The 22,111-nt window shown below is 69.9% G+C and carries 20 protein-coding genes; all 20 read left to right on the forward strand.

Annotated features, from left to right (window positions below; genetic code table 11):
* Window positions 1-236: 236 nt before the first annotated feature.
* The 20 genes from flhD to BpN12_RS15460 all read left to right on the forward strand — a co-directional run bounded on the left by flhD (window position 237) and on the right by BpN12_RS15460 (window position 22,089).
* Complete coding sequence (gene flhD, locus BpN12_RS15365) at window positions 237-557, forward strand: flagellar transcriptional regulator FlhD (RefSeq protein WP_042623555.1); 321 nt, start codon at window positions 237-239, stop codon at window positions 555-557.
* Between the two features lie 93 nt (window positions 558-650).
* Entirely contained in the window at window positions 651-1,214 is a 564-nt protein-coding gene (gene flhC, locus BpN12_RS15370; protein WP_042623556.1) for a flagellar transcriptional regulator FlhC, read from the forward strand.
* A gap of 237 nt (window positions 1,215-1,451) precedes the next feature.
* Window positions 1,452-2,312 carry a flagellar motor stator protein MotA gene (gene motA, locus BpN12_RS15375; RefSeq protein ID WP_246796436.1) on the forward strand — a complete coding sequence of 287 codons (861 nt, stop codon included), beginning with the start codon at window positions 1,452-1,454 and terminating at the stop codon, window positions 2,310-2,312.
* A 15-nt stretch (window positions 2,313-2,327) separates the two neighbouring features.
* Window positions 2,328-3,398 carry a flagellar motor protein MotB gene (motB, locus tag BpN12_RS15380; protein ID WP_246796437.1) on the forward strand — a complete coding sequence of 357 codons (1,071 nt, stop codon included), beginning with the start codon at window positions 2,328-2,330 and terminating at the stop codon, window positions 3,396-3,398.
* 21 nt (window positions 3,399-3,419) lie between these two features.
* A complete protein-coding gene (locus BpN12_RS15385; protein WP_246796438.1) occupies window positions 3,420-3,794 on the forward strand; it encodes a response regulator in 375 nt (124 codons plus the stop codon).
* Window positions 3,795-3,863: 69 nt separating this feature from the next.
* Window positions 3,864-6,134 carry a chemotaxis protein CheA gene (gene cheA, locus BpN12_RS15390; protein WP_246796439.1) on the forward strand — a complete coding sequence of 757 codons (2,271 nt, stop codon included), beginning with the start codon at window positions 3,864-3,866 and terminating at the stop codon, window positions 6,132-6,134.
* Between the two features lie 34 nt (window positions 6,135-6,168).
* Window positions 6,169-6,702, forward strand: coding sequence for a chemotaxis protein CheW (cheW, locus tag BpN12_RS15395; protein ID WP_246796440.1), 534 nt, complete (start codon window positions 6,169-6,171; stop codon window positions 6,700-6,702).
* 26 nt (window positions 6,703-6,728) lie between these two features.
* Window positions 6,729-8,705 carry a methyl-accepting chemotaxis protein gene (locus tag BpN12_RS15400; protein WP_246797920.1) on the forward strand — a complete coding sequence of 659 codons (1,977 nt, stop codon included), beginning with the start codon at window positions 6,729-6,731 and terminating at the stop codon, window positions 8,703-8,705.
* 10 nt (window positions 8,706-8,715) lie between these two features.
* Window positions 8,716-9,702 (forward strand): CheR family methyltransferase, encoded by a 987-nt coding sequence (locus BpN12_RS15405; protein WP_246796441.1) that lies wholly within the window; start codon window positions 8,716-8,718, stop codon window positions 9,700-9,702.
* A complete protein-coding gene (cheD, locus tag BpN12_RS15410; RefSeq protein WP_055137882.1) occupies window positions 9,699-10,394 on the forward strand; it encodes a chemoreceptor glutamine deamidase CheD in 696 nt (231 codons plus the stop codon). The genes BpN12_RS15405 and cheD overlap by 4 nt, the downstream gene beginning before the upstream one ends.
* A complete protein-coding gene (locus BpN12_RS15415; RefSeq protein ID WP_280529165.1) occupies window positions 10,391-11,467 on the forward strand; it encodes a protein-glutamate methylesterase/protein-glutamine glutaminase in 1,077 nt (358 codons plus the stop codon). Before cheD ends, BpN12_RS15415 begins: the two co-directional genes overlap by 4 nt.
* Window positions 11,468-11,506: 39 nt before the next feature.
* Entirely contained in the window at window positions 11,507-11,902 is a 396-nt protein-coding gene (gene cheY, locus BpN12_RS15420; RefSeq protein ID WP_042626358.1) for a chemotaxis response regulator CheY, read from the forward strand.
* A 1-nt stretch (window position 11,903) separates the two neighbouring features.
* Window positions 11,904-12,620 (forward strand): protein phosphatase CheZ, encoded by a 717-nt coding sequence (gene cheZ, locus BpN12_RS15425; RefSeq protein ID WP_246796443.1) that lies wholly within the window; start codon window positions 11,904-11,906, stop codon window positions 12,618-12,620.
* Window positions 12,621-12,969: 349 nt separating this feature from the next.
* A complete protein-coding gene (locus tag BpN12_RS15430; RefSeq protein WP_246796444.1) occupies window positions 12,970-13,500 on the forward strand; it encodes a DUF2844 domain-containing protein in 531 nt (176 codons plus the stop codon).
* A gap of 16 nt (window positions 13,501-13,516) precedes the next feature.
* A complete protein-coding gene (locus tag BpN12_RS15435) occupies window positions 13,517-14,788 on the forward strand; it encodes a DUF3443 domain-containing protein (protein WP_246796445.1) in 1,272 nt (423 codons plus the stop codon).
* 190 nt (window positions 14,789-14,978) lie between these two features.
* Window positions 14,979-15,506, forward strand: coding sequence for a VOC family protein (locus BpN12_RS15440; protein ID WP_246796446.1), 528 nt, complete (start codon window positions 14,979-14,981; stop codon window positions 15,504-15,506).
* A gap of 722 nt (window positions 15,507-16,228) precedes the next feature.
* A complete protein-coding gene (gene flhB / locus BpN12_RS15445; protein ID WP_246796447.1) occupies window positions 16,229-17,455 on the forward strand; it encodes a flagellar biosynthesis protein FlhB in 1,227 nt (408 codons plus the stop codon).
* Complete coding sequence (gene flhA, locus BpN12_RS15450; protein ID WP_246796448.1) at window positions 17,452-19,554, forward strand: flagellar biosynthesis protein FlhA; 2,103 nt, start codon at window positions 17,452-17,454, stop codon at window positions 19,552-19,554. The genes flhB and flhA overlap by 4 nt, the downstream gene beginning before the upstream one ends.
* Window positions 19,551-21,284, forward strand: a complete 1,734-nt coding sequence (gene flhF, locus BpN12_RS15455) for a flagellar biosynthesis GTPase FlhF (protein WP_246796449.1) — start codon at window positions 19,551-19,553, stop codon at window positions 21,282-21,284. The genes flhA and flhF overlap by 4 nt, the downstream gene beginning before the upstream one ends.
* The gene (locus tag BpN12_RS15460; protein WP_246796450.1) at window positions 21,277-22,089 is read left to right on the forward strand and encodes a nucleotide-binding protein; all 813 of its coding nucleotides are present in this window, start codon (window positions 21,277-21,279) and stop codon (window positions 22,087-22,089) included. Before flhF ends, BpN12_RS15460 begins: the two co-directional genes overlap by 8 nt.
* Window positions 22,090-22,111 lie beyond the last annotated feature (22 nt).

Consider the following 22,111-nt stretch of genomic DNA (forward strand, 5'->3'; position numbering starts at 1 on the left):
CATCAAGGGTTTACATGAAAACAACAGGTTCCGTAAGTCCTCATGGATGTCGGAAAAATTCCTACACGGTTTACAGACAAATCCTGCGCTGCGCGTTCCCCTTTGCTGATACCCGCCGAAAACCCGTTTGGCCACAATGACTGCAAGAATATAAACGCCGGTTGCCGACCCTGTGGGCGAGCAGACCTGGCAAACGTTTTCAAAGCTAGATGGCCAAGATTTCTTACGGGGGAATCATGAGCGCGACCAGTGAAATGCTCGCCGAGATCAAGGAAGTTAACCTGTCGTATCTGTTGCTCGCGCAGCGCCTGCTGCGTGAGGACAAGGCAATGGGCATGTTCCGCATGGGCATCTCGGAAGAGATCGCGGACGTGCTCGCGAATCTGACGCTCGCCCAGACGGTCAAGCTGGCGGCATCGAACCAGATGCTGTGCCGCTTCCGTTTCGACGATCACGCCCTGCTGTCCTCGCTTGCCGACAAAGGGCGCAGTACGGCCGTCGCGCAGGCGCACTCAGCCATCCTGATGGCCGGGCAGCCCGTCGAAAGCCTCCGCTAACTCCCTACATCATTCGCCGTCCGTGGCCCGGCGCGCTTTTGCGCGCCCGGCGCGCGTGCGCGGCCCAATACCGGAATTCGCGGAGAGACTGCGATGGCGACGAAGAGCGTGGTGCTCGAGGTCAAGGAAATCACCCTGGCGATCGAGCTGATCGAGCTGGGTGCCCGACTGCAACTGCTGGAAGCCGAGACGAACCTGTCTCGCGACCGCCTGATCAAGCTGTACAAGGAACTGAAGGGCGTTTCGCCGCCGAAGGGCATGCTGCCGTTCTCGACGGACTGGTTCATGACCTGGCAGCCGAACATCCATTCGTCGCTGTTCTACAACATCTACCGCTTCATGCAGGCCCATGGCGGCTGCGACTCGATCCAGTCGATCGTGAAGAGCTACCGGCTCTACCTCGAGCACGTCGGCCTGTCCGACGACGAGGCGGCGCTGAGCCTCACGCGCGCCTGGACGCTGGTGCGCTTCTTCGATTCGGGGATGCTGCAGATGACGCCGTGTACGCGTTGCGGCGGCCATTTCGTTGCGCACGCCCACGACCCGCAGGGCGGCTTCGTCTGCGGGCTGTGCCAGCCGCCGTCGCGCGCCGGCAAGACCCGCAAGGCCGCCGCGAAGGCCGAGGCCGAGCCGGCGGTCGCGCTCGCCGCGGTCTGAGCCCGGCCGGGGCTGCCCGCGCCGCCCCGTGCCTTGCCTGGCGCGGGATTGCGCCGGACCGGGCGGTGCGCGAGGCGCCGCCGCGAAGCCCCCCGCGAGGCCCGCGATCCGGCATATTTTGCCGCCCCGGAGCGCATCGGGTTAGTCCCCGCTCCCGCAGGTGAAAGTTTTCGACACCCCTGCCGTAAACCACTTATCGGCGGCCTTTCCCCGCCGGCCATTCGTGAGGGACAGGCTGTGCTGATTATCGTGGGAACTCTCGTGACGTTGTTGTCCGTGTTTGGCGGCTACGCGCTCGCGGGCGGCCACCTGGGCGCCCTGATCCAGCCGCTCGAGATCCTGATGATCGTGGGTGCGGGGCTCGGTGCCTTCATCCTCGGCAACGGAGTCAAGACGATCAAGGCGACGCTGCGCGTGCTGCCGGCGCTGTTCAAGAGCTCGAAATACACGAAGGCGCTGTACATGGAGTTGATGGCGCTGCTCTACGTGCTGCTCGCCAAGGCGCGCAAGGAAGGCACGCTGACGCTGGAAGCCGACATCGACGATCCGGGAAAGAGCCCGATCTTCACGCAGTACCCGAAGATCCTGGCCGACAAGCACATGGTCGAGTTCCTGACCGACTACCTGCGCCTGATGGTGGGCGGCAACATGAACGCGTTCGAGATCGAGAGCCTGATGGACGAGGAAATCGAGACGCATCACGTCGAGGGCGAAGGCCCGGCCCATGCGCTGACGCGCGTCGGCGACGCGATGCCGGCGTTCGGGATCGTCGCGGCCGTGATGGGCGTGGTCCACACCATGGCCTCGGCCGACAAGCCGCCCGCGGTGCTCGGCGCGATGATCGCGCAGGCGCTGGTCGGTACGTTCCTCGGCATCCTGCTGTCCTACGGGCTGATCGGGCCGCTCGCGAGCCTCGCGGAACAGCGCGTGGCCGAATCGACCAAGCTGCTCCAGTGCATCAAGGTCACCATTCTCGCGAGCCTGAACGGCTACGCGCCGGCGATTGCGGTGGAGTTCGGCCGCAAGGTGCTCTTCTCGACCGAACGCCCGTCGTTCGCCGAGCTCGAGGAGCACGTGCGCCGGGTGAAGGCGAAGTAAGCGGAGCGGCCGGCGATGAGCAAGGGCAAGGATCGCGCGATCGTCGTCAAGCGGGTCGCGCCGGCGAAGAAAGGACACCACGGCGGTGCCTGGAAGCTCGCCTACGCGGACTTCATGACCGCGATGATGGCGTTCTTCCTGCTGATGTGGCTGCTGTCGGCCGTCACGCCGGTGCAGCTGAAGGGCATCGCCGACTATTTCAATACGCCGCTGAAGGCCGCGCTGTTCGGCAACGGCGACCGCAGCTCGCACGATTCGAGCATCGTCCAGGGTGGCGGCTCGGACATCACGCGCAGCGACGCCGGCACCACGCGCCGCACCGACGGCACCACCATGCTGGCCAACCGCCTGGCGCAGAACGGCCGCGACGACGAACACGACACCGATCCGGGTTCGCAGGATCGCGCCGAACAGGCGCGGCTGCACGACCTGCAGATCAAGCTGATGGCGGCCATCGAGGCTAACCCGGTGCTGCGCCAGTTCAAGCAGCAGATCCGCATCGACTCGACGCTGTCGGGGCTGCGCATCGAGATCGTCGACACGCAGAAGCGCCCGATGTTCGCCACCGCCAGCAACATGGTCGAGCCTTACATGCGCGACATCCTGCGCGAGATCGGCAAGACCCTCAACGACGTGCCGAACCGCATCGTGATGCAGGGCCATACCGATGCCGTGCCCTACGCGGGCGGCGAGAAGGGCTACAGCAACTGGGAGCTGTCGGCGGACCGCGCGAACGCGTCGCGCCGCGAGCTGATCTCGGGCGGCATGGACGAGGCGAAGGTGCTGCGCGTGACGGGCCTGGCCTCGACGCAGAACCTGAACAAGGCCGATCCGCTCGATCCGGAGAACCGCCGGATCAGCATCCTGGTGTTGAATCACAAGTCGGAAGTCGCGCTGATGCGCGATGACGCGAACACGACGACGCTGTCGAACGACGCGGCCGGTTCGCAGGCGCTGGCGCAGATCACCTCGCCGGCCAGGCCCGCGAAGCCGGCGACGTCGGGCGCGCCCGCCCCGGTGGCCGTGCCCGCCCCGGTGGTGGCGCCTGCCCCGGCGGTGGCGCCGGCGCGGCCCGCCGCCCACTGACGTGATTACGGACCGAACGACATGATCCGCTCCATCCTCGCCATCGACGATTCCGCGACCATGCGCGAACTGTTGCGGGTGACGCTCGCCGACGCCGGCTACGACGTGACCGTGGCCGCCGACGGCGAGAGCGCCCTGGAACTCGCGGCGGCGATCGCCTTCGACCTGGTGGTGACCGACCATCACATGCCGGGCAAGAACGGGCTCGACGTGATCCGCACGCTGCGCACGCGCAGCGCGTACCAGCAGACGCCGATCCTGGTGCTGACGACGGAGAGCAGTGACACATTCAAGGCGGCCGCGCGTGACGCGGGCGCCACGGGCTGGATCGAGAAACCGCTCGAACCGGACACGCTACTCGATCTCGTCGCCGCGCTGGCGCCGAGCCATCCGTAGCGTCGCCGGCAAGCGGCCGACCGCCCCCCCAACACGACGCCCAAACGACGACTTCGACGTGGATCCGGCATGACTCTCGACATTACCCAGTTCTATCAGACGTTCTTCGACGAGGCCGACGAGCTGCTCGCGCAGATGGAGCAGCTGTTGCTCGGTCTGGACGCCGGTTCGCCGGACCCGGAGGACCTCGCCGCGATTTTCCGCGCGGCCCATTCGATCAAGGGCGGCGCGGCGACCTTCGGTTTCGCGGCCCTGACCGACACCACCCACATCCTCGAATCGCTGCTCGATCGCGCGCGCAATCACGAGATCACGCTGACCGTACCGATGATCGACGCGTTCCTCGAGACCAAGGACGTGCTCTCGGACCAGCTGGCCGACTACCGCGCGAGCGCCGAGCCGGACGCGGCCGCCGCGGCGGCGATCTGCGCCAAGCTCGAATCGCTGCTGAAGGAAGCGCTCGGCGGCGGTGCCGCGCCGGCCGCCGCCGCGCCGGCGCCGGTGGCGGCCGCCCCGGCCGCTGCCGCGGAGCCTGACTCGGACGCCGATCTCGAAAGCGCGTTCGCGGCTGCCGCGGCCGAGTTCGATTCGGCCATCGGCGGCGCACCCGAACATGTCGTGACGCAGGCCGTGGAGGCCGCGCATCCGGGTGCCGAAGGCGGCGAGGCCGAAGGCGGCGCGCAGGAAGGCCCGCACCTGAAGGTCGTGCTGACCGGGGTGGACGCGAAGGACCGCGAGCTGCTGGTCGAGGAGCTCGGCAACCTGGGCAACATCGTCGAGCGCAGCGAATCGGGCGATGCGCTGACGCTGTGGCTCGAGAGCGACGTGCCGTCCGACGACATCGTCGCCGTGCTCTGCTTCGTGATCGACGAGAGCCAGATCGCGATCGGCCGCGGCACCGCGCCGGGCGCGGGCGGCCCGGCCGAGATCCTCGGCGCGGTCGACGAACCCGACGCGCATGACGAACACGACGCGCCGGCGCCGGCCGCCGAGGCCCACCCGGCCGCGGCCAGCGCACCGGCGGCGACGCCGGCCGCGGCTCCCGCGGCGGCGCCGGCCGCGGCGCATGCCGACGGCGACGCGGCCAAGCCGGCCGCCCACGCGGAAGACCGCCGCGCCCGCGCGCATCCGGCCGCGGCCGGTGCCGAGGGCAGCTCGATCCGGGTCGGCGTGGAGAAGGTCGACCAGCTGATCAACCTGGTCGGCGAGCTCGTGATCACGCAGGCGATGCTGGCCGAGACCGCCAACGCGTTCGACCCGGCGCTGCACGACCGCCTGTTCAACGGCATGGCGCAGCTCGAGCGCAACGCGCGCGATCTGCAGGAAGCGGTGATGTCGATCCGCATGATGCCGATGGACTACGTGTTCAGCCGCTTCCCGCGCCTCGTGCGCGATCTGGCCGCGAAGCTCGGCAAGGAAGTGGAGCTGGTCACGTTCGGCCAGGCGACCGAACTCGACAAGAGCCTGATCGAACGCATCATCGATCCGCTCACCCACCTCGTGCGCAACAGCCTCGACCACGGCATCGAAACGGTCGAGCGCCGCCGCGCGGCGGGCAAGGACGCGGTCGGCCAGCTGGTGCTGTCGGCCGCGCACCATGGCGGCAACATCGTGATCGAGGTCAGCGACGACGGGGCCGGCCTGAACCGCGAGCGGATCCTGAAGAAGGCCGCGCAGCAGGGCATCCCGGTGTCCGACACGATCAGCGACGAGGAAGTCTGGAACCTGATCTTCGCGCCGGGCTTCTCGACCGCCGAGACCATCACCGACGTGTCGGGCCGCGGCGTCGGCATGGACGTGGTCAAGCGGAACATCCAGTCGATGGGCGGCCATGTCGAGATCTCGTCGACGGCCGGGCGCGGCACCACCACGCGCATCGTGCTGCCGCTCACGCTGGCGATCCTCGACGGCATGTCCGTCAAGGTCGGCAACGAGATCTTCATCCTGCCGCTGAACTTCGTGATGGAGTCGCTGCAGCCGGCCGCCGCCGACATCTACACGGTCGGCAACGGCGAGCGCGTGGTGCGCGTGCGCGGCGAATACCTGCCGCTGGTGGCGCTGCATGAAGTCTTCTCGGTGTCCGACGCACGCACCGACCCGACCCAGGGCATCGTCACCATCATGGAGACCGAGGGGCGCCGTTTCGCGATGCTGATCGACGAGCTGGTGGGCCAGCAGCAGGTGGTGGTGAAGAACCTCGAGACCAACTACCGCAAGGTACACGGCATTTCCGCCGCGACCATTCTCGGCGACGGCAGCGTGGCGCTGATCGTCGACGTGGCCGCCCTCAACCGCGACGCCCGCACCGCCCACGGCGCGGGCGCGCTCGCGACTTTCTAACCGTCACGCGGCTTCGGCCGCAATGGAGGACAACGTGTCCGAAGTCCATTCGATCCAACCGGCGGCCGCGGGCGCGGGCGCCAGCAACCGCCGCGACGCCGCGCAAGCCGATGCGGCCGGTCAGGAGTTCCTCGTCTTCACGCTCGGCGACGAGGAATACGGCATCGACATCCTGAAGGTGCAGGAAATCCGCGGCTACGACAGCGTCACGCGGATCGCCAACGCCCCCGAGTTCATCAAGGGCGTGATCAACCTGCGCGGCATCATCGTGCCGATCGTCGACATGCGCATCAAGTTCCATCTCGGGCGCATCGACTACGACCACCAGACCGTGGTGATCATCCTGAACGTCGCGCATCGCGTGGTCGGGATGGTGGTGGACGGCGTGTCCGACGTGTTGACGCTGACCCCCGACCAGGTCATGCCGGCTCCGGAGTTCGGCGCGACGCTGACCACCGAGTACCTGACGGGCCTCGGTACCGTGGACGGCCGGATGCTGATCCTGATGGACATCGAAAAACTGATGACGAGCCGCGAGATGGCCCTCATCGACGAGTTCCGCGCCTGAACGGCGCCTCCTGGGGGAGACTGATGATGCTGCAGAACTGGTCGATCCGCACGACGCTGACCGCGGTCAGCATGTCGTTCGTGCTTCTCACCGCCGTGGTCGGCGGGCTCGGCCTCGTCGCGCTGAAGCATACGGGCGGCGCGCTCGACGAGATCGTGGGCGGCGACATGCCCGCCATCCATGCGCTCAGCGATACCTCGTCCTATCTGCTGCGCACGCGCGTCGCGCTCGATCGGGTGCGCGCGCTGACGGAGTCGGGCAACGTCGAGGAAACGCAGAGCGCGCTGAACCGCGCGCTGGCGCTGTATGACACCTCGGCCAAGAACTGGCAGGCGTTCCAGGACGCGAAGAAGGTGGGCGTGGACAGCACGCTGGCCGACGAGGTCGCCACGCGCCACAGCGCGCTCACGGCCGCCGTCGATTCCGAATTCGCCGCGATCAAGGGCGGCGACATCGCCGCCTACCACGCGATCGCCGACGCGCAGATCAGCCCGATGTTCGTGGCCTACGACGGCGCCGTGGCGTCGGTGCTCGACGCGCTGGTGAAGCGGGTGGCCTCGCACCGCGAGAACATCCAGCAGCAGATCGCGCTGATGACCACCTGCATCGCGGTCGGCATCGGCCTCGCGTTCCTGATGGTGTTCGGCGTGCGCGTCACGCTGCGCCGGCTGATCGTCGGGCCGCTCGAGCGCGCCATCGGCCAGTTCGAGCGGATCGCCGCGGGCGACCTGTCCGAGCGCGTGCGCGAGCACGGCACCAACGAGATCGGCCGCCTGTTCGGCGGCATCGGCCGGATGCAGAAGGCGATGACCGAGATGGTGAAGTCGGTGCATCGCGGCGCGGAGTCGATCGACGTCGGCGCGCACGAGATCGCCACCGGCAACGTGGACCTCTCGCAGCGCACCGAGCAGCAGGCCGCCTCGCTGCAGGAAACCGCCTCCAGCATGGAACAGCTGACCGGCACCGTGCGCCAGAACGCCGAGAACGCACGCCAGGCGAGCCAGCTGGCCGTCAACGCGTCGGACATCGCCACGCGCGGCGGCCAGGTGGTCAGCGAGGTCGTCACGACCATGCAGGCGATCTCGGTCAGTTCGAACAAGGTGGTCGACATCATCGGCACCATCGAAGGCATCGCGTTCCAGACCAACATCCTGGCGCTGAACGCGGCCGTGGAAGCGGCGCGGGCCGGCGAGCAGGGCCGCGGCTTCGCGGTGGTGGCCGGCGAAGTGCGCTCGCTCGCGCAGCGCAGCGCCAGCGCCGCCAAGGAAATCAAGCAGCTGATCGGCGACTCGGCCGACAACGTCAAGAGCGGCTCCGAGCTGGTCGGCCGCGCCGGCGACACGATGGCCGAGATCGTGCAGGCGGTGCGCCGCGTGACCGACATCATCGGCGAGATCAGCGCCGCGTCGCACGAGCAGTCCACCGGCATCGAGCAGATCAACCGCGCGGTCGGCCAGATGGATGCCGTCACGCAGCAGAACGCGGCGCTCGTCGAGCAGGCCGCGGCGGCCGCCGCCTCGCTCGAGGACCAGACGCGCCAGCTGAAGGGCGTGGTCGCGAGCTGGCGCGTGGAGGGCGGCACCGCCGCGCTCGCGCAGGCCGCGGCCGAACCGGTGCTGCGCGCGCCGGCTCCGCAGCCGGTGCGTCCGTCGAAGCCGGCCGCGCCCGTCACGCACGCGGCGCCGGCAGCGGCGGCTCACGCCGCGCCGGCCGCCGACACGGCGAAGGAACACGCGCCGGCCGAATCCGCCGCCACGCCGTCCGCCGCGCCGGCCGAACCGGTCGCCGCCAGGGCGAAGGCGCCGCGCCGTCCGGCGGCCAGCACCGCCCGCAGCGCTGGCGCGGCCGGGTCGGCCGGCGGCGCCGCGAAGTCGGCCTATGCGCCGCGCACGGCCAAAGCGGCCACCGACGGCGGCGCGCTGAAGCGTCCGGCGCTCGGCGGCGAGCCGAAGCCGGCGGTGACCGCCTCGGCCGGTTCCGACGACGACTGGGAAACCTTCTGAGCCGCCCGCGATGAACGCCGCCGCCCGCCCCGCATCCCGACTCGAGCTTCCGTCGTCGCCGTCGCGCACGACGGAGGCCGGCCGTGATTTCGCATTCACCGGTGAGGACTTCGCGCGAATCCGCGCGCTGATCCACCGGCGCGCGGGCATCTCGCTGTCCGACCACAAGCGCGACATGGCCTACAGCCGGCTCGCGCGGCGGCTGCGCACGCTCGGCCTCGACAGCTTCCGCGACTACCTCGACCGGCTCGAACGCGACAACGATCCGGCCGAGTGGGAGGCGTTCACCAACGCGCTGACCACCAACCTGACCGCGTTCTTCCGCGAGGCGCACCATTTCCCGATCCTCGCGGAGTTCGTGAAGACGCGCGCCACGCCGGTCTCGGTCTGGTGCTCGGCGGCCTCCACCGGCGAGGAGCCGTACACGATCGCGATCACGCTGCTCGAGGCGCTCGGTCCGTCGGCCGCGCGCTCGGCGACGATTCTCGCGACCGACCTCGATACCCAGGTGCTCGAGAAGGCGCGGCTGGGCGTCTACACGTTCGACCAGGTCAAGCATCTCTCGCAGGAGCGGCTGCGCCGCTTCTTCCTGAAGGGCACCGGTCCGCAGGCGGGGCGCGTGAAGGTGCGCCCCGAGCTCAAGCAGATGATCCGCTTCGAGCCGCTGAACCTGACCGACGCCGACTACGGCATCGGCAGCCAGAGCTTCGACGTGATCTTCTGCCGTAACGTGATGATCTACTTCGACAAGCCGACCCAGGCCCAGGTGCTGACGCGCTTCGAGCCGCTGCTCAAGCCGGGCGGCCTGCTGTTCGCCGGTCATTCGGAGAACTTCTCCTACGTGACGCAGGCGTTCCGGCTGCGCGGCCAGACCGTCTACGAGCGCACGCGCGACGCGGGAGCGGCCGGCACGGCGCGCCCCCGCGCGCGGCCGGCCGCCGAGGCGCCGGCCGCCGCCGCCGATGCCGCGCCGAGCCTGGCCGGGGAGGACGCATGAGCGCCGCACTGCCGATCGCGACCAACCACTATTTCGACAACCACTTCGGCCGTCCCGGCGTGAAGCTGCTGCCGAACGAGTTCTTCACCACGCGCGAGGACATGGTGCTCGTCACCGTGCTCGGCTCGTGCGTGGCCGCCTGCCTGCATGACCCGTTCGCCGGGCTCGGCGGCATGAACCACTTCATGCTGCCCGACGACGGCGCCGACGTGCGCGCCACCGCGTCCGACTCGATGCGCTACGGCGCCTACGCGATGGAAGTGCTGATCAACGAACTGATCAAGGCCGGCGGGCGGCGCGAGCGCTTCGAGGCCAAGGTGTTCGGCGGCGCGGCCGTGCTGGCCGGCATGACCACCATCAACATCGGCGATCGCAACGCCGACTTCGTGCGCCGCTACCTGGCGCTCGAGAAGATCCGCATCGCCGCCGAGGATCTGCAGGGCGTGCATCCGCGCAAGGTCGCGTTCATGCCCCGCACCGGCCAGGCGATGGTCAAGAAACTGCGGCTGTCGGTACCCGGCGTGGCGGAGCGCGAAGCCGAGCTCGCCCGTTCGGCGGCCGACGCGAAAGCCGCCCGCGCGCAACGTGCGCGCGCCCATGTCGAACTGTTTTCCGCGCCGGCATCGCCGAAGCCGCGCGTCGAACTGTTCGGCTCATCGGCCGCGGCCGGAACAAAAAAGCAGGAGGCCTGAGCACCGTGCAGAAAATCAAGGTATTGTGCGTCGACGATTCGGCGCTGATCCGCAGCCTGATGACCGAAATCATCAATGGACAGCCCGACATGACGGTGGTGGCAACGGCACCGGACCCGCTCGTCGCGCGCGAACTGATCAAGCAGCACAACCCGGACGTGCTGACGCTCGACGTCGAAATGCCCCGCATGGACGGGCTCGATTTCCTCGAACGCCTGATGCGCTTGCGCCCGATGCCGGTGGTGATGGTATCGTCTCTGACCGAGCGCGGCTCCGAGATCACGCTGCGCGCGCTGGAACTCGGCGCGGTTGATTTCGTCACGAAACCGCGGGTCGGGATTCGCGACGGCATGCTCGATTATTCGGAACGGCTGGCCGACAAGATCCGCGCGGCCGCGCGCGCGCGCGTGCGGCAGGCGGCGCCGGCCCGGCCGGCCTCGGCGGCCGGCCACGCGAGCGCGCCGCTGATGAACAATCCGCTCGTCAGTACCGAAAAACTGCTGATCGTCGGCGCGTCGACGGGCGGCACCGAGGCGATTCGCGAGCTGCTGGTGCCGCTGCCGCCCGATGCGCCCGCGGTGCTGATCGCGCAGCACATGCCGCCCGGTTTCACGAAGTCGTTCGCGCAGCGCCTGAACACGCTGTGCCGGATCGCGGTGAAGGAGGCCGAACACGGCGAGCGCGTGCTGCCGGGACATGCGTACATCGCGCCCGGGCACGCACATTTGTTGCTTGCCCGCAGCGGCGCGAACTACCTCGCGCACCTGTCGGACGAGCCGCCGGTGAACCGGCACCGGCCGTCGGTGGACGTGCTGTTCCGCTCGGCCGCGACGCACGCGGGCAAGAATGCAATCGGCGTGATCCTGACCGGCATGGGCCGCGACGGCGCGGCCGGCCTGCTCGAAATGAAGCGCGCGGGCGCCCACACGTTCGCGCAGGACGAGGCGAGCTGCGTGGTGTTCGGCATGCCGCGCGAGGCGATCGCGCTCGGCGGCGCCGACGAGGTGGTGCCGCTCTCGGAAATGAGCCGGCGCGTGCTGGCCTCGATGGGCGAGCGGGTGCAGCGCGTCTGACGGCGCCGCCGGATGACTGAATTTTGTAGAGGAATGGTGATGGACAAGAACATGAAAATTCTGGTTGTGGACGATTTTCCGACGATGCGCCGGATCGTTCGCAACCTGCTCAAGGAACTCGGCTACGGCAACGTGGACGAGGCCGAGGATGGTGCCGCCGGGCTCGCGCGCCTGAAGGGCGGCGGCTTCGACTTCGTGATCTCGGACTGGAACATGCCGAATCTCGACGGTCTGGCGATGCTCAAGGAGATCCGCGCCGACGCCGCCCTGTCGCACCTGCCGGTGCTGATGGTGACGGCCGAGTCGAAGAAGGAGAACATCATCGCGGCCGCCCAGGCGGGTGCGAGCGGTTACGTCGTGAAGCCGTTCACCGCGGCGACCCTCGACGAGAAGCTGAACAAGATTCTTGAAAAGATGGCGAAGACCGGGAGCTGAGATGGATGAGCCGATTCATGCTGCGCTGGCCGGCGCCGATTCTCCCGCCGAAGCTTCCGCGGACGGCGCGGATCTGACGAGCGACCGGATTCTTGCAAGAATCGGCCAGCTCACCCGCACGCTGCGCGATTCGATGCGCGAGCTCGGGCTCGACAAGCACGTCGAGCAGGCCGCCCAGGCGGTGCCCGATGCGCGCGACCGGCTGCGCTACGTCGCCGCCATGACCGAACAGGCCGCCGAACGCGTGCTGACCGCGATCGAGGTCGCCAAGCCGGTGCAGGAGCGCATGCAGACCGAAGCCGAGGCGCTCGATGCGCGCTGGGAGGCCTGGTACCGCGCACCGATCGAGCGGACCGAGGTGCGCGAGCTGATGGACGACACGCGTTCGTTCCTCGGCGCGCTGCCCGAGTCGACCTCGGCGACCAACGCCCAGCTGCTCGAAATCATGCTCGCGCAGGATTTCCAGGATCTGACCGGTCAGGTGATCAAGAAGATCATGGACATGGTCTACATGATCGAGCAGCAGCTGCTCGGCGTGCTGGTCGACAACATCGCGCCGGAGCGCCGCGAGCAGTTCGCCGCGAACGCCGCCGCGCTGGCCTCCGAGGCCACGCCCGAAGCGCTGCTGAACGGCCCGCAGATCGCGCCCGAAGGCCGGACCGACGTGGTGCAGGACCAGGCGCAGGTCGACGACCTGCTCGCCAGCCTCGGCTTCTGAGTGCGCCCGGCCGGCGTGGCCGGCGGCCCGGGACCTCGGGGTCCGGGCTGTCGGCCCGTTGCCGTCCTGATGCCGGCCTCGAGTCGAACCGGAGCCGACCCCGCGTCGGCCCCGCGCCGGCCCCGGATTGCCGCTGAATGGCGCCGGTGCCGCCCCTATTTTCGGGCGGCCGGCCGGCGCTTCGTGACCATTCCTTACCTCTGCTGTTTTCTGGTTGGTTTTTGACGCACGCCAAAGGCATACTAGCTATCGAACTTCCCGCTCCCGGCCATCGGCCGGCGAGACGGGCCGGTGCTGGATCGCGGCGGCCGCGGCGCGTGCCGCGGCGTCGCTCAGGAGAGGTGACGGATTGAAATCGACACGGATGCGCGGCCTGGCCGCGAAATGGGCCGTCGGCCTGCTGGCGGCGGGCTGCGCGGCCAGTGCGTTCGCGGAACTCGGCGGCGCGCCCACGCCGCCGCCCGCCGGCGATACCGCCGCGGTGGTTCGCACCCTGTCTGCCTCGATCAACGCCAGCGCGCAGCTCGCCGGCTCAGGCAGTACCGCGGGCACCACCGCCGGCGGCGCCTACACGGTGCGCGAGACCACGCTCGGGTCCGGCACCGTGATCCGCGAGTACCTGGGCGCGAACGGCACGGTGTTCGGCTTCGCCTGGCAAGGCCCGACCAAGCCCGATCTGGCGGCGCTGCTCGGCGCCTACCTGCCGCAATATCTGTCCGGCGTCGAGGCCTCGCACACGGCGCATGGCCTGCGCGCGCCGATCGCCGTCGATTCCGGCTCGCTGGTGGTCCACGCGGGCGGCCACATGGGCGCCTTCGTCGGCCAGGCCTGGCTGCCGGCGGCGCTGCCGGCCGGCGTGACCGGCAACGATATCCAGTGACCCCGGGGGCTCCATCTTGCGTACCTCATCGAATCCTCTTCGCTGGCTCGGCGCGCTGAGCCTGGTCGCGATCACGGCACTGCTGGTCGCCTGCGGCGGCGGTGGCGACGACAGCGGCAGCGCCGCCGGCAGCGGGCAGTCGACGGTCGGCAGCAGCGGCTCCGGCTCCAGCTCCGGCAGCACCAGTTCCGGCAGCGGCGACACCGGCAGCAACGGCCAGGTGCCGATCGTCGTCAACGCGGGCGTGCAGAACGTCATCAACATGCCGAGCGTGAGCGTCAAGGTGTGCGCGCCCGGCACCGCCACCTGCCAGATCATCGACAACGTGCTGCTCGACACCGCCTCTTACGGGTTGCGCCTCGTCAGCACGGCCGCTGCCGGCGTGCTCGGCAACCTGCCGGCGCAGACCGCCTCGAACGGCGGCGCGCTGGCCGAATGCGGGCAGTTCGTGTCGAGCTTCACCTGGGGCTCGGTGCGCCAGGCCGACGTGACCCTCGGCGGGCTCACCGCGAGCGCGCTGCCGGTGCAGATCATCGGCGACCTCGCCACCTCGAGCGTGCCGACCAGCTGCTCGAACGGCGGCACCTCGGCGAACACGGTCGAGGCGCTCGGCGCGAACGGCATTCTCGGCGTCGGCCAGGCGCCGTTCGATTGCGGCATCTCGTGCGTGTCGTCGACCACCTTCAGCAACTACTACTCGTGCCCGTCGGGCGGCACCTGCGCGGCCACCACGGTGGCGCTGAACGCGCAGGTCGCGAACCCGGTGGCGCGCCTGCCGAGCAACAACAACGGCGTATCGGTGCAGCTCAACGCCCCGAGCGGCGGCACCGCCACCGGAGTGCTCACGCTCGGCGTGCCGAGCGCGCTGCCGAGCGGCGTCACGCGGCTCACCACCACCACGGCGGGCGACCTGACCGGCACGTTCCAGGGCCGCGCGATCTCGACGGCGTTCTTCGACACCGGCTCGAACGCGTATTTCTTCGACAGCACCGGCGGCGCGTCGCTGCCGACCTGCAGCCGCAACACCTCGTTCTACTGCCCGACCACGAACGTGAACCTGACGGCGACGCTCACCGACGGCAGCAACAACCTGAGCCTCGCGTTCACCATCGCCAACGCGCAGACGCTGTTCAACACCGGCGCGTTCGCGATCGCGAACCTGGGCGGGCCGTTCGGCCAGAGTTCGACGCTCGACTTCGGGCTGCCGCACTTCTTCGGCCGCACCGTCTACTTCGGGATCGACCAGCGCAGCATCGGCGGCACGCAGACGCCGTTCGTCGCGCTCTGACGCGGCGCGGCCCGCGGGCCGCCCGCGCCTGCCCAGGGCATGATCGCCCGGCCCGCTGGGGCCGGATGGTCATGCCCTTTTTCGTGGCGGGCGCGCCCGGCGCGCGGCGCCTATCATCGGGGTTCGGCCGCGTCGGCGGCGCGGCGCCGTGCGCCGTCCGTCCCGGCGCGCGCATACCCGGAGGCACGCGATGCATCAGACGACTGCGACGGCCCTGCCGTCGATCCAGCGGATCACGCCGTTCCTGTGGTTCGACCACGAGGCCGAGGCCGCGGCGAATTTCTACGTATCGGTGTTCGACGACTCGCGCATCACGCGGATCGCCCGCTATGGCAGGGAGGGCGCCCGCGCCGCCGGCCAGCCGGAGGGCACGGTGATGACGGTGGCGTTCGAGCTGGCCGGGCAGGCTTTCTCGGCGATCAACGGCGGGCCGGTGTTCCGGATCACCCCGGCCGTGTCGTTCGTCGTCAACTGCCGCTCGCAGGACGAGATCGACCGCTACTGGACGAGCCTCGGCGACGGCTGCGACGAGAGCGCCCAGCAATGCGGCTGGCTCAAGGACCGCTTCGGCGTGTCGTGGCAGATCGTGCCGGTGCAGCTGCCGGCGCTGCTCGGCGAGGCCGACGCGGCGCAGGCGGCCCGCGTGATGGGCGCGCTGATGACGATGAAGAAGCTCGACCTGGCGGCGCTCGAACGCGCGGCGGCCGGGCAGGCGTGAGGGCAGGCAGGGGCAAGGGGCGGTGAGGGGCGGATGAGGGCGGCTCCGACGGCGCGCTGCCGGGGGCCGCTGTCGGCATCGGCGCCGCCGGCTCGTCCGGGGCGGCCGGCCGTCTCCCGCCGCCGTTGCGGCGGCCGCCACGCCCGGCTCGGGCGCGGCGCATGGTGCCGCGCGGGACCATCCTGCCGCCGAACCGCCGAACCGCCGAACCGCCGAACCGCCGAACCGCCGAACCGCCGAACCGCATCGGAGCGCGGCCTCGCCGCCCGGCGCCGCCGTGATCGGCCGGCGCCAGCCTCCAGGGCCGCGACCGGGTTGCTTCCCGGCGCCGGCCGCTGACGCCGCCGCGACCTGGGGCGTGCGGCACACGCGATCCGCGTCGCCACCCTCGCCGCCGTCTCCGCGGCCTCCCGCAGTCTCCCGCAGTCTCCCGCAGTCTCCCGCGGCCTGCCGCGGCCTCCCGCAGCCTCCCGCCGTGCACCCGCCGTGCACCCGCCGGCCGTGCCTTTTCACCCCGTCTCCGGCCCGCCGCCGCGCCGCCTCCCCGCCACGCCGGTCCACGCCCACGCTACCGCGCCACGTCGTTTTTACCGCCGCGCCGTACCCCGATCGTCGGAAATACCCCCGTTTCCCCGCTTTCCTCGACCGATCGCCGCTGGCGCGCTCCATCAATAATCGCTGTACTGGAAACGGCATCCCGCCGTCTCCGCCCGGAGGCTGCAGTGGCAGAGGACAGCGATCTCGAGAAAACCGAAGAGGCCACTCCCCGGCGCCGTGAAAAGGCGCGCGAGGAAGGGCAGGTCGCGCGCTCGCGCGAACTCGCTTCGTTCGCGCTGCTCGCCGCCGGCTTCTACGGGGCATGGCTGCTGTCCGGTCCGATCGGTGAACACCTGCGCACCATGCTGCGCGGCTCGCTCGCGTTCGACCACGCGACCGCCTTCGACACCCACCAGATGCTGACGGGCGCCGGCCGCGCCGGCATGGAAGGGCTTTCCGCGCTGGCGCCGGTGCTGGCGCTGACCGGCCTGGCCGCGCTCGCCGCGCCGATCGCGCTGGGCGGCTGGCTGCTCTCGGCCAAGGCGATCGGCTTCAAGTTCGACCGGCTCGACCCGATCTCGGGCCTGGGCCGGATCTTCTCGCCGCAGGGCGTGATCCAGCTCGGCATGGCGCTGGCCAAGACCGTGATCGTCGGCGGCATCGGCGCCGCCACGATCTGGCGCAACCACGACGAGATGCTCGGTCTGCTCAAGCTGCCGCTGCACGAGGCGCTGGCCGACACCATGCATCTGGTGGCCGTGTGCTGCGGGATGACGGTGGCGGGCATGCTGGTGGTGGCCGCCATGGACGTGCCGTACCAGATCTGGCAGTACAACAAGAAGCTGCGCATGACGAAGGAAGAAGTGAAGCGCGAGCATCGCGAGAGCGAGGGCGATCCGCACGTGAAGGGCCGGATCCGCCAGCAGCAGCGCGCGATGGCGCGCCGCCGGATGATGACCAACGTGCCGAAGGCCGACGTGGTGGTCACCAACCCGACCCACTTCGCGGTCGCGCTGCGCTATACCGACGGCGAGATGCGGGCCCCGAAGGTGATCGCCAAGGGCGTGAACCTGGTGGCCGCGCGGATCCGCGAACTGGCCGAGGAACACCGCGTGCCGATCCTCGAGGCGCCGCCGCTCGCGCGCGCCCTCTATCACAACGTGGACCTCGAGCGCGAGATCCCGGGCGCGCTCTATTCGGCCGTCGCCGAGGTGCTGGCGTGGGTCTACCAGCTCAAGCGCTTCCGCAGCGAGGGCGGGGCGTTCCCGGCCGAGCCGGTCGACCTGGACGTGCCGCCCGAGCTCGACAAGGGCGCCGAGATCGACGGCGAGGAAGCGCTGCAGGAAGCCGCCGAGGTGCTCGGCCAGCGCGCGGCGGGCCGCGACGCACGTAACGAAGGAGGTGCCGCATGAGCACGCCGTCCGGACTCTCCAACAAGCTCGCGGGTCGCTTCGACGCCGCCAATCTGCGTGCGCTGGCCGGGCCGATCCTGATCTGCATGATCCTCGGCATGATGATCCTGCCGCTGCCGCCGATGCTGCTGGATCTGCTGTTCACGTTCAACATCGCGCTGTCGGTGATGGTGCTGCTGGTCAGCATGTACACCACCAAGCCGCTCGACTTCGCGGCGTTCCCGAGCGTGCTGCTGTTCTCCACGCTGCTGCGGCTGTCGCTGAACGTGGCCTCCACGCGCGTGGTGCTGCTCGAAGGCCACACCGGCCCCGACGCGGCCGGCCAGGTGATCGAGGCGTTCGGCCACTTCCTGGTGGGCGGCAATTTCGCGGTCGGCATCGTCGTGTTCGTGATCCTGATGATCATCAACTTCATGGTGATCACCAAGGGCGCGGGGCGGATCGCCGAAGTGTCGGCGCGCTTCACGCTCGACGCGATGCCCGGCAAGCAGATGGCGATCGACGCCGATCTCAACGCCGGCCTCATCAACGAGGAGCAGGCGCGCAAGCGGCGCGTGTCGGTGGCGCAGGAAGCCGAGTTCTACGGCTCGATGGACGGTGCCTCGAAGTTCGTGCGCGGCGACGCGATCGCGGGCCTCATCATCATGGCGATCAACGTGATCGGCGGGCTGATCGTCGGTATCGTCCAGCACGACATGAGCTTCGCCGCGGCCGGCAAGAACTACACGCTGCTGACGATCGGCGATGGCCTGGTCGCGCAGATCCCGTCGCTGGTGATCTCGACCGCGGCCGGCGTGATCGTCTCGCGGGTGGCCACCGAGGAGGACATCGGCACGCAGATCACGGGCCAGCTGTTCACCAACCCGCGCGTGCTGACCATCACCGGCACCATCATCGTGATGATGGGCCTGATCCCGAACATGCCTCACTTCGCGTTCCTGCTGCTCGGCGGCGGCGCGATCTGGATGGCGCGCACCATGCGCCGCCGCGAGGCCGCCCGCCGCGCGATGGGCGCGGTCACCGAGATCGCCCCGCCCGCGGCGCTGCCGGCCGACAGCCACGAAGCGACCTGGGAAGACGTCACGCTGATCGATCCGCTCGGGCTCGAGGTCGGCTACCGGCTGATCCCGCTGGTCGAGTCGAGCGGCGACGGCGAGCTGCTCAAGCGGATCAAGAGCATCCGCAAGAAGTTCGCGCAGGAAATCGGCTTCCTGCCGCCGGTGATCCATATCCGCGACAACCTCGAACTGCGCCCGAACGGCTACCGGATCGCGCTCAAGGGCGTGGAAGTCGGCACCGGCGAGGCCTATCCGGGGCAGTGGCTCGCGATCAACCCGGGCCAGGTCACGGCCGCGCTGCCCGGCGCGCAGACGCGCGATCCGGCGTTCGGCCTGCCGGCCGTCTGGATCGACATCTCGCAGCGCGAGCAGGCACAGGTGTACGGCTACACGGTGGTGGACGCCAGCACCGTGGTGGCGACCCACCTGAACCACCTGGTGGTGCAGCACGCCGCCGAGCTGCTCGGCCGCCAGGAAGTGCAGGCGCTGCTGGAGCGCACCGGCCGCGATGCGCCGTCGCTGATCGAGGACCTGGTGCCGAAGACGGTGTCGCTGACCACGCTGCAGCGCGTGCTGCAGAACCTGCTCGAGGAAGGCGTGCCGATCCGCGACATGCGCACCATCATCGAGGCGGTTTCCGAGCAGGCCGGCCGCATCACCGATCCCTACGACCTGACCGCCGCCGTGCGTCTCGCGCTGGGCCGCGCGATCACCCAGCAGTGGTATCCGGGCGCGGGCGAGATGCAGGTGATGGGGCTGGATTCGAATCTCGAGCGCGTGCTGTCGCAGGCGCTCGCCACTGGCGCGAACCCGGGCCTCGAGCCCGGACTCGCGCAGACGCTGCTGATGGGCACGCAGGAAGCGATGCTGCGGCAGCAGAACATGGGGCTGCCGCCCGTGCTGCTGGTGCAGCATGCGCTGCGCGCGATGCTCGCGCGCTTCCTGCGCCGCAGCCTGCCGCAATTGAAGGTGCTGTCTTACGCCGAAGTGCCGGAGACACGCACGATCAAAGTCACGAACGTCATCGGGGGTAACGCTTGAACATCCGCAAATTCACCGGCCCAACGAGCCGCGACGCGCTGCGTCTGGTGCGCGAGGCGCTCGGCGGCGATGCCGTCGTGCTGTCGAACCGCACGCTCGACGACGGCTCGGTCGAGATCGTCGCCCTCGCGGACGCCGAGCTCGCCGCGCTGGCGCCGAAGGCGCCCGTTGCCGCCGCCGGCAGCATGCGCGCGTTACCGCCCGCGACCCGTCCGGCGAGCGCCGTGACCGGCATGCCGCGCGCCGCCGCGCCGAACAATCCGTATGCCTCGGGTGGCCTGCCCGACGTGTTCTCCTCGGTGTTCGGCGCAAGCGCCGAGCCGGGCGCGCCCGACGCCGACGACGAGCTGCTCGACGACGGCGAGCTGCCGGCCGCCACCGTCGCCGCCGCGCCCGCGCAGGACCAACCGGCCGCGCCGTCGGCCCCCGCGCCGTGGCTCGTCGAGCACGCGCGACGCCTGACCCGCCAGCACGAGGCGCTGGTCTCGCCGGCGCCGCGCGCCGAAGCGTTCCCGGCCGCCGCGAGCCCGATCGCGCCGGCCGCGCCGCTGGCCGCGCGCGGTGACAGCGAGCCGCCCGAATGGGCGCGCGACATCGTGCGCAACGTGGCCGCGCGCCAGTCCGCCGAGGCGGGCGCCGCGCGCGCGGCCGCCGCTGCCACGGCCGCCGCGCCGAAGGCGGCCGAACGCGCCGGCGTGGCCGCCACGCTGGCCGACGAGGTCAACGCGCGCATCGAGCGCATCGTCAACGAGACGGTGATGCACGAGCTGAGCGCGATGCGCGGCATGATGGAAGAGCAGTTCGCCGGCCTGATGTGGAACGACCGCCAGCGCCGCACGCCGCTGCACGGCGCGCTGACCAAGCGGCTGTTCGCGGCCGGCTTCTCGGCGCAGCTGGTGCGCACGGTGGTCGACAACCTGCCGGCCGAAGTCTCGGCGGGCAGCTTCGACGGCGCCTGCGACTGGGCCGAATCGGTGCTGGGCGGCAACCTGCCGGTGCTCGACAGCGAGGACGCGCTGATGGAGCGCGGCGGCGTGTTCGCGCTGATGGGCCCGACCGGCGTGGGCAAGACCACCACCACGGCGAAGCTGGCCGCGCGCTGCGTGATGCGCTTCGGCGCCAGCAAGGTCGCGCTCCTGACCACCGACAGCTACCGGATCGGCGGCCACGAACAGCTGCGCATCTTCGGCCGGATCCTCGGCGTGCCGGTGCATGCCGTGAAGGACGGCGGCGACCTGCAACTGGCGCTCTCCGAGCTGCGCAACAAGCACATCGTGCTGATCGACACGATCGGCATGAGCCAGCGCGATCGCACCGTCTCCGACCAGATCGCGATGCTGCAGGGCGCCGACGCGCGCGTGCAGCGCCTGCTGCTGCTCGCGGCCACCAGCCATGGCGATACGCTCAACGAGGTGGTGCAGGCCTATCGCGGCTCCGATCAGCCCGACCTGGCCGGCTGCATCCTGACCAAGCTCGACGAGGCCACCAACCTCGGCGGCGTGCTCGACACCGTGATCCGCTACCAGCTGCCGGTGCATTACGTGTCGACCGGCCAGAAGGTGCCGGAGAACCTTTACGTGGCGACGCGCAAGTTCCTGCTGAAGAGCGCGTTCTGTGTACCGCGAGACGGCTCGCCGTTCGTGCCGCTCGAAGACGATCTGCCCGGCATGCTGTCGGCCCTGGCTGGTGGCCGTCCGGGTTCCGGACATCACGAGGTCTACTTTGGATAAACGAATCACCGATCAGGCTGAAGGACTGCGGCGGCTGCTGGCCGGCCGCGCGACCCGGATCGTCGCGGTGACGGGCGGCCCCACCGGGGTCGGCTGCACCTCGGCCGTCGTCAACCTGGCCGCCGCGCTCGCCGCGCTCGGCAAGGACGTGCTCGTCGTCGACGAGCGCAACGACGCCGATTCGGCCGCCGCGACACTCGGCAGCGCGTGGCTGCGTACCGGCAACACGGTGCGCCACGAAGCCGGTTTCTCCCTTTGCGTCGCCGCCGAACTCGCGCGCGACGGCTACGACGATGAACGCCTCGCCGCCTATCTGGAAGGCGCCGCGGACATCGTGCTCGTCGACGCCCAGCGCGACGCGAACGGCGCGCTCTCCGCTCTTGCGCGTGCCGCTCACGACGTGCTGATCGTGACGCGCGTAGCCGGCTCCGCGATCACGGAGGCCTACGCCTGCATGAAGCGGCTCCACTACGCGCATGCGCTCGCGCAGTTCCGCGTGCTGGTCAACCACGTGCAGAGCGAGTCCGACGCGCGCGCCGCCTACGAGAACCTGGCGGGCGTGGCCGGCCGCTACCTGACGGTGGCGCTGGCCGAGGGCGGCTACGTGAGCGCCGATCCGCTGGTGCCGCGCGCGCGCGAACTCGTGCATACCGTGGTCGATGCGTTCCCGTCGTCGGCCGCCGCGCGCGACTACCGGCAGATCGCGTCGGACCTGCTGTACTGGCCGATGCGTCCGACGAATCTCGCCGGACGGGCCTTTGCCGGACATCCGGCAGTCGAACGGGGCGCGGCGCACGCCGTTTGACCCAAGGGCACTCAGGAGGGAG

This window comes from Burkholderia perseverans, assembly GCF_022870505.1.
In the GTDB taxonomy this organism is placed as follows: Bacteria; Pseudomonadota; Gammaproteobacteria; order Burkholderiales; family Burkholderiaceae; genus Burkholderia; species Burkholderia plantarii.

Bases quoted from the DNA above. Each gene is read 5' to 3' on its own strand.
- flhD (WP_042623555.1), top strand. From the start codon at position 237: ATGAGCGCGACCAGTGAAATGCTCGCCGAGATCAAGGAAGTTAACCTG.
- flhC (WP_042623556.1), top strand. From the start codon at position 651: ATGGCGACGAAGAGCGTGGTGCTCGAGGTCAAGGAAATCACCCTGGCG.
- motB (WP_246796437.1), top strand. From the start codon at position 2,328: ATGAGCAAGGGCAAGGATCGCGCGATCGTCGTCAAGCGGGTCGCGCCG.
- BpN12_RS15385 (WP_246796438.1), top strand. From the start codon at position 3,420: ATGATCCGCTCCATCCTCGCCATCGACGATTCCGCGACCATGCGCGAA.
- cheA (WP_246796439.1), top strand. From the start codon at position 3,864: ATGACTCTCGACATTACCCAGTTCTATCAGACGTTCTTCGACGAGGCC.
- BpN12_RS15400 (WP_246797920.1), top strand. From the start codon at position 6,729: ATGCTGCAGAACTGGTCGATCCGCACGACGCTGACCGCGGTCAGCATG.
- BpN12_RS15405 (WP_246796441.1), top strand. From the start codon at position 8,716: ATGAACGCCGCCGCCCGCCCCGCATCCCGACTCGAGCTTCCGTCGTCG.
- cheD (WP_055137882.1), top strand. From the start codon at position 9,699: ATGAGCGCCGCACTGCCGATCGCGACCAACCACTATTTCGACAACCAC.
- cheY (WP_042626358.1), top strand. From the start codon at position 11,507: ATGGACAAGAACATGAAAATTCTGGTTGTGGACGATTTTCCGACGATG.
- cheZ (WP_246796443.1), top strand. From the start codon at position 11,904: ATGGATGAGCCGATTCATGCTGCGCTGGCCGGCGCCGATTCTCCCGCC.
- BpN12_RS15440 (WP_246796446.1), top strand. From the start codon at position 14,979: ATGCATCAGACGACTGCGACGGCCCTGCCGTCGATCCAGCGGATCACG.
- flhA (WP_246796448.1), top strand. From the start codon at position 17,452: ATGAGCACGCCGTCCGGACTCTCCAACAAGCTCGCGGGTCGCTTCGAC.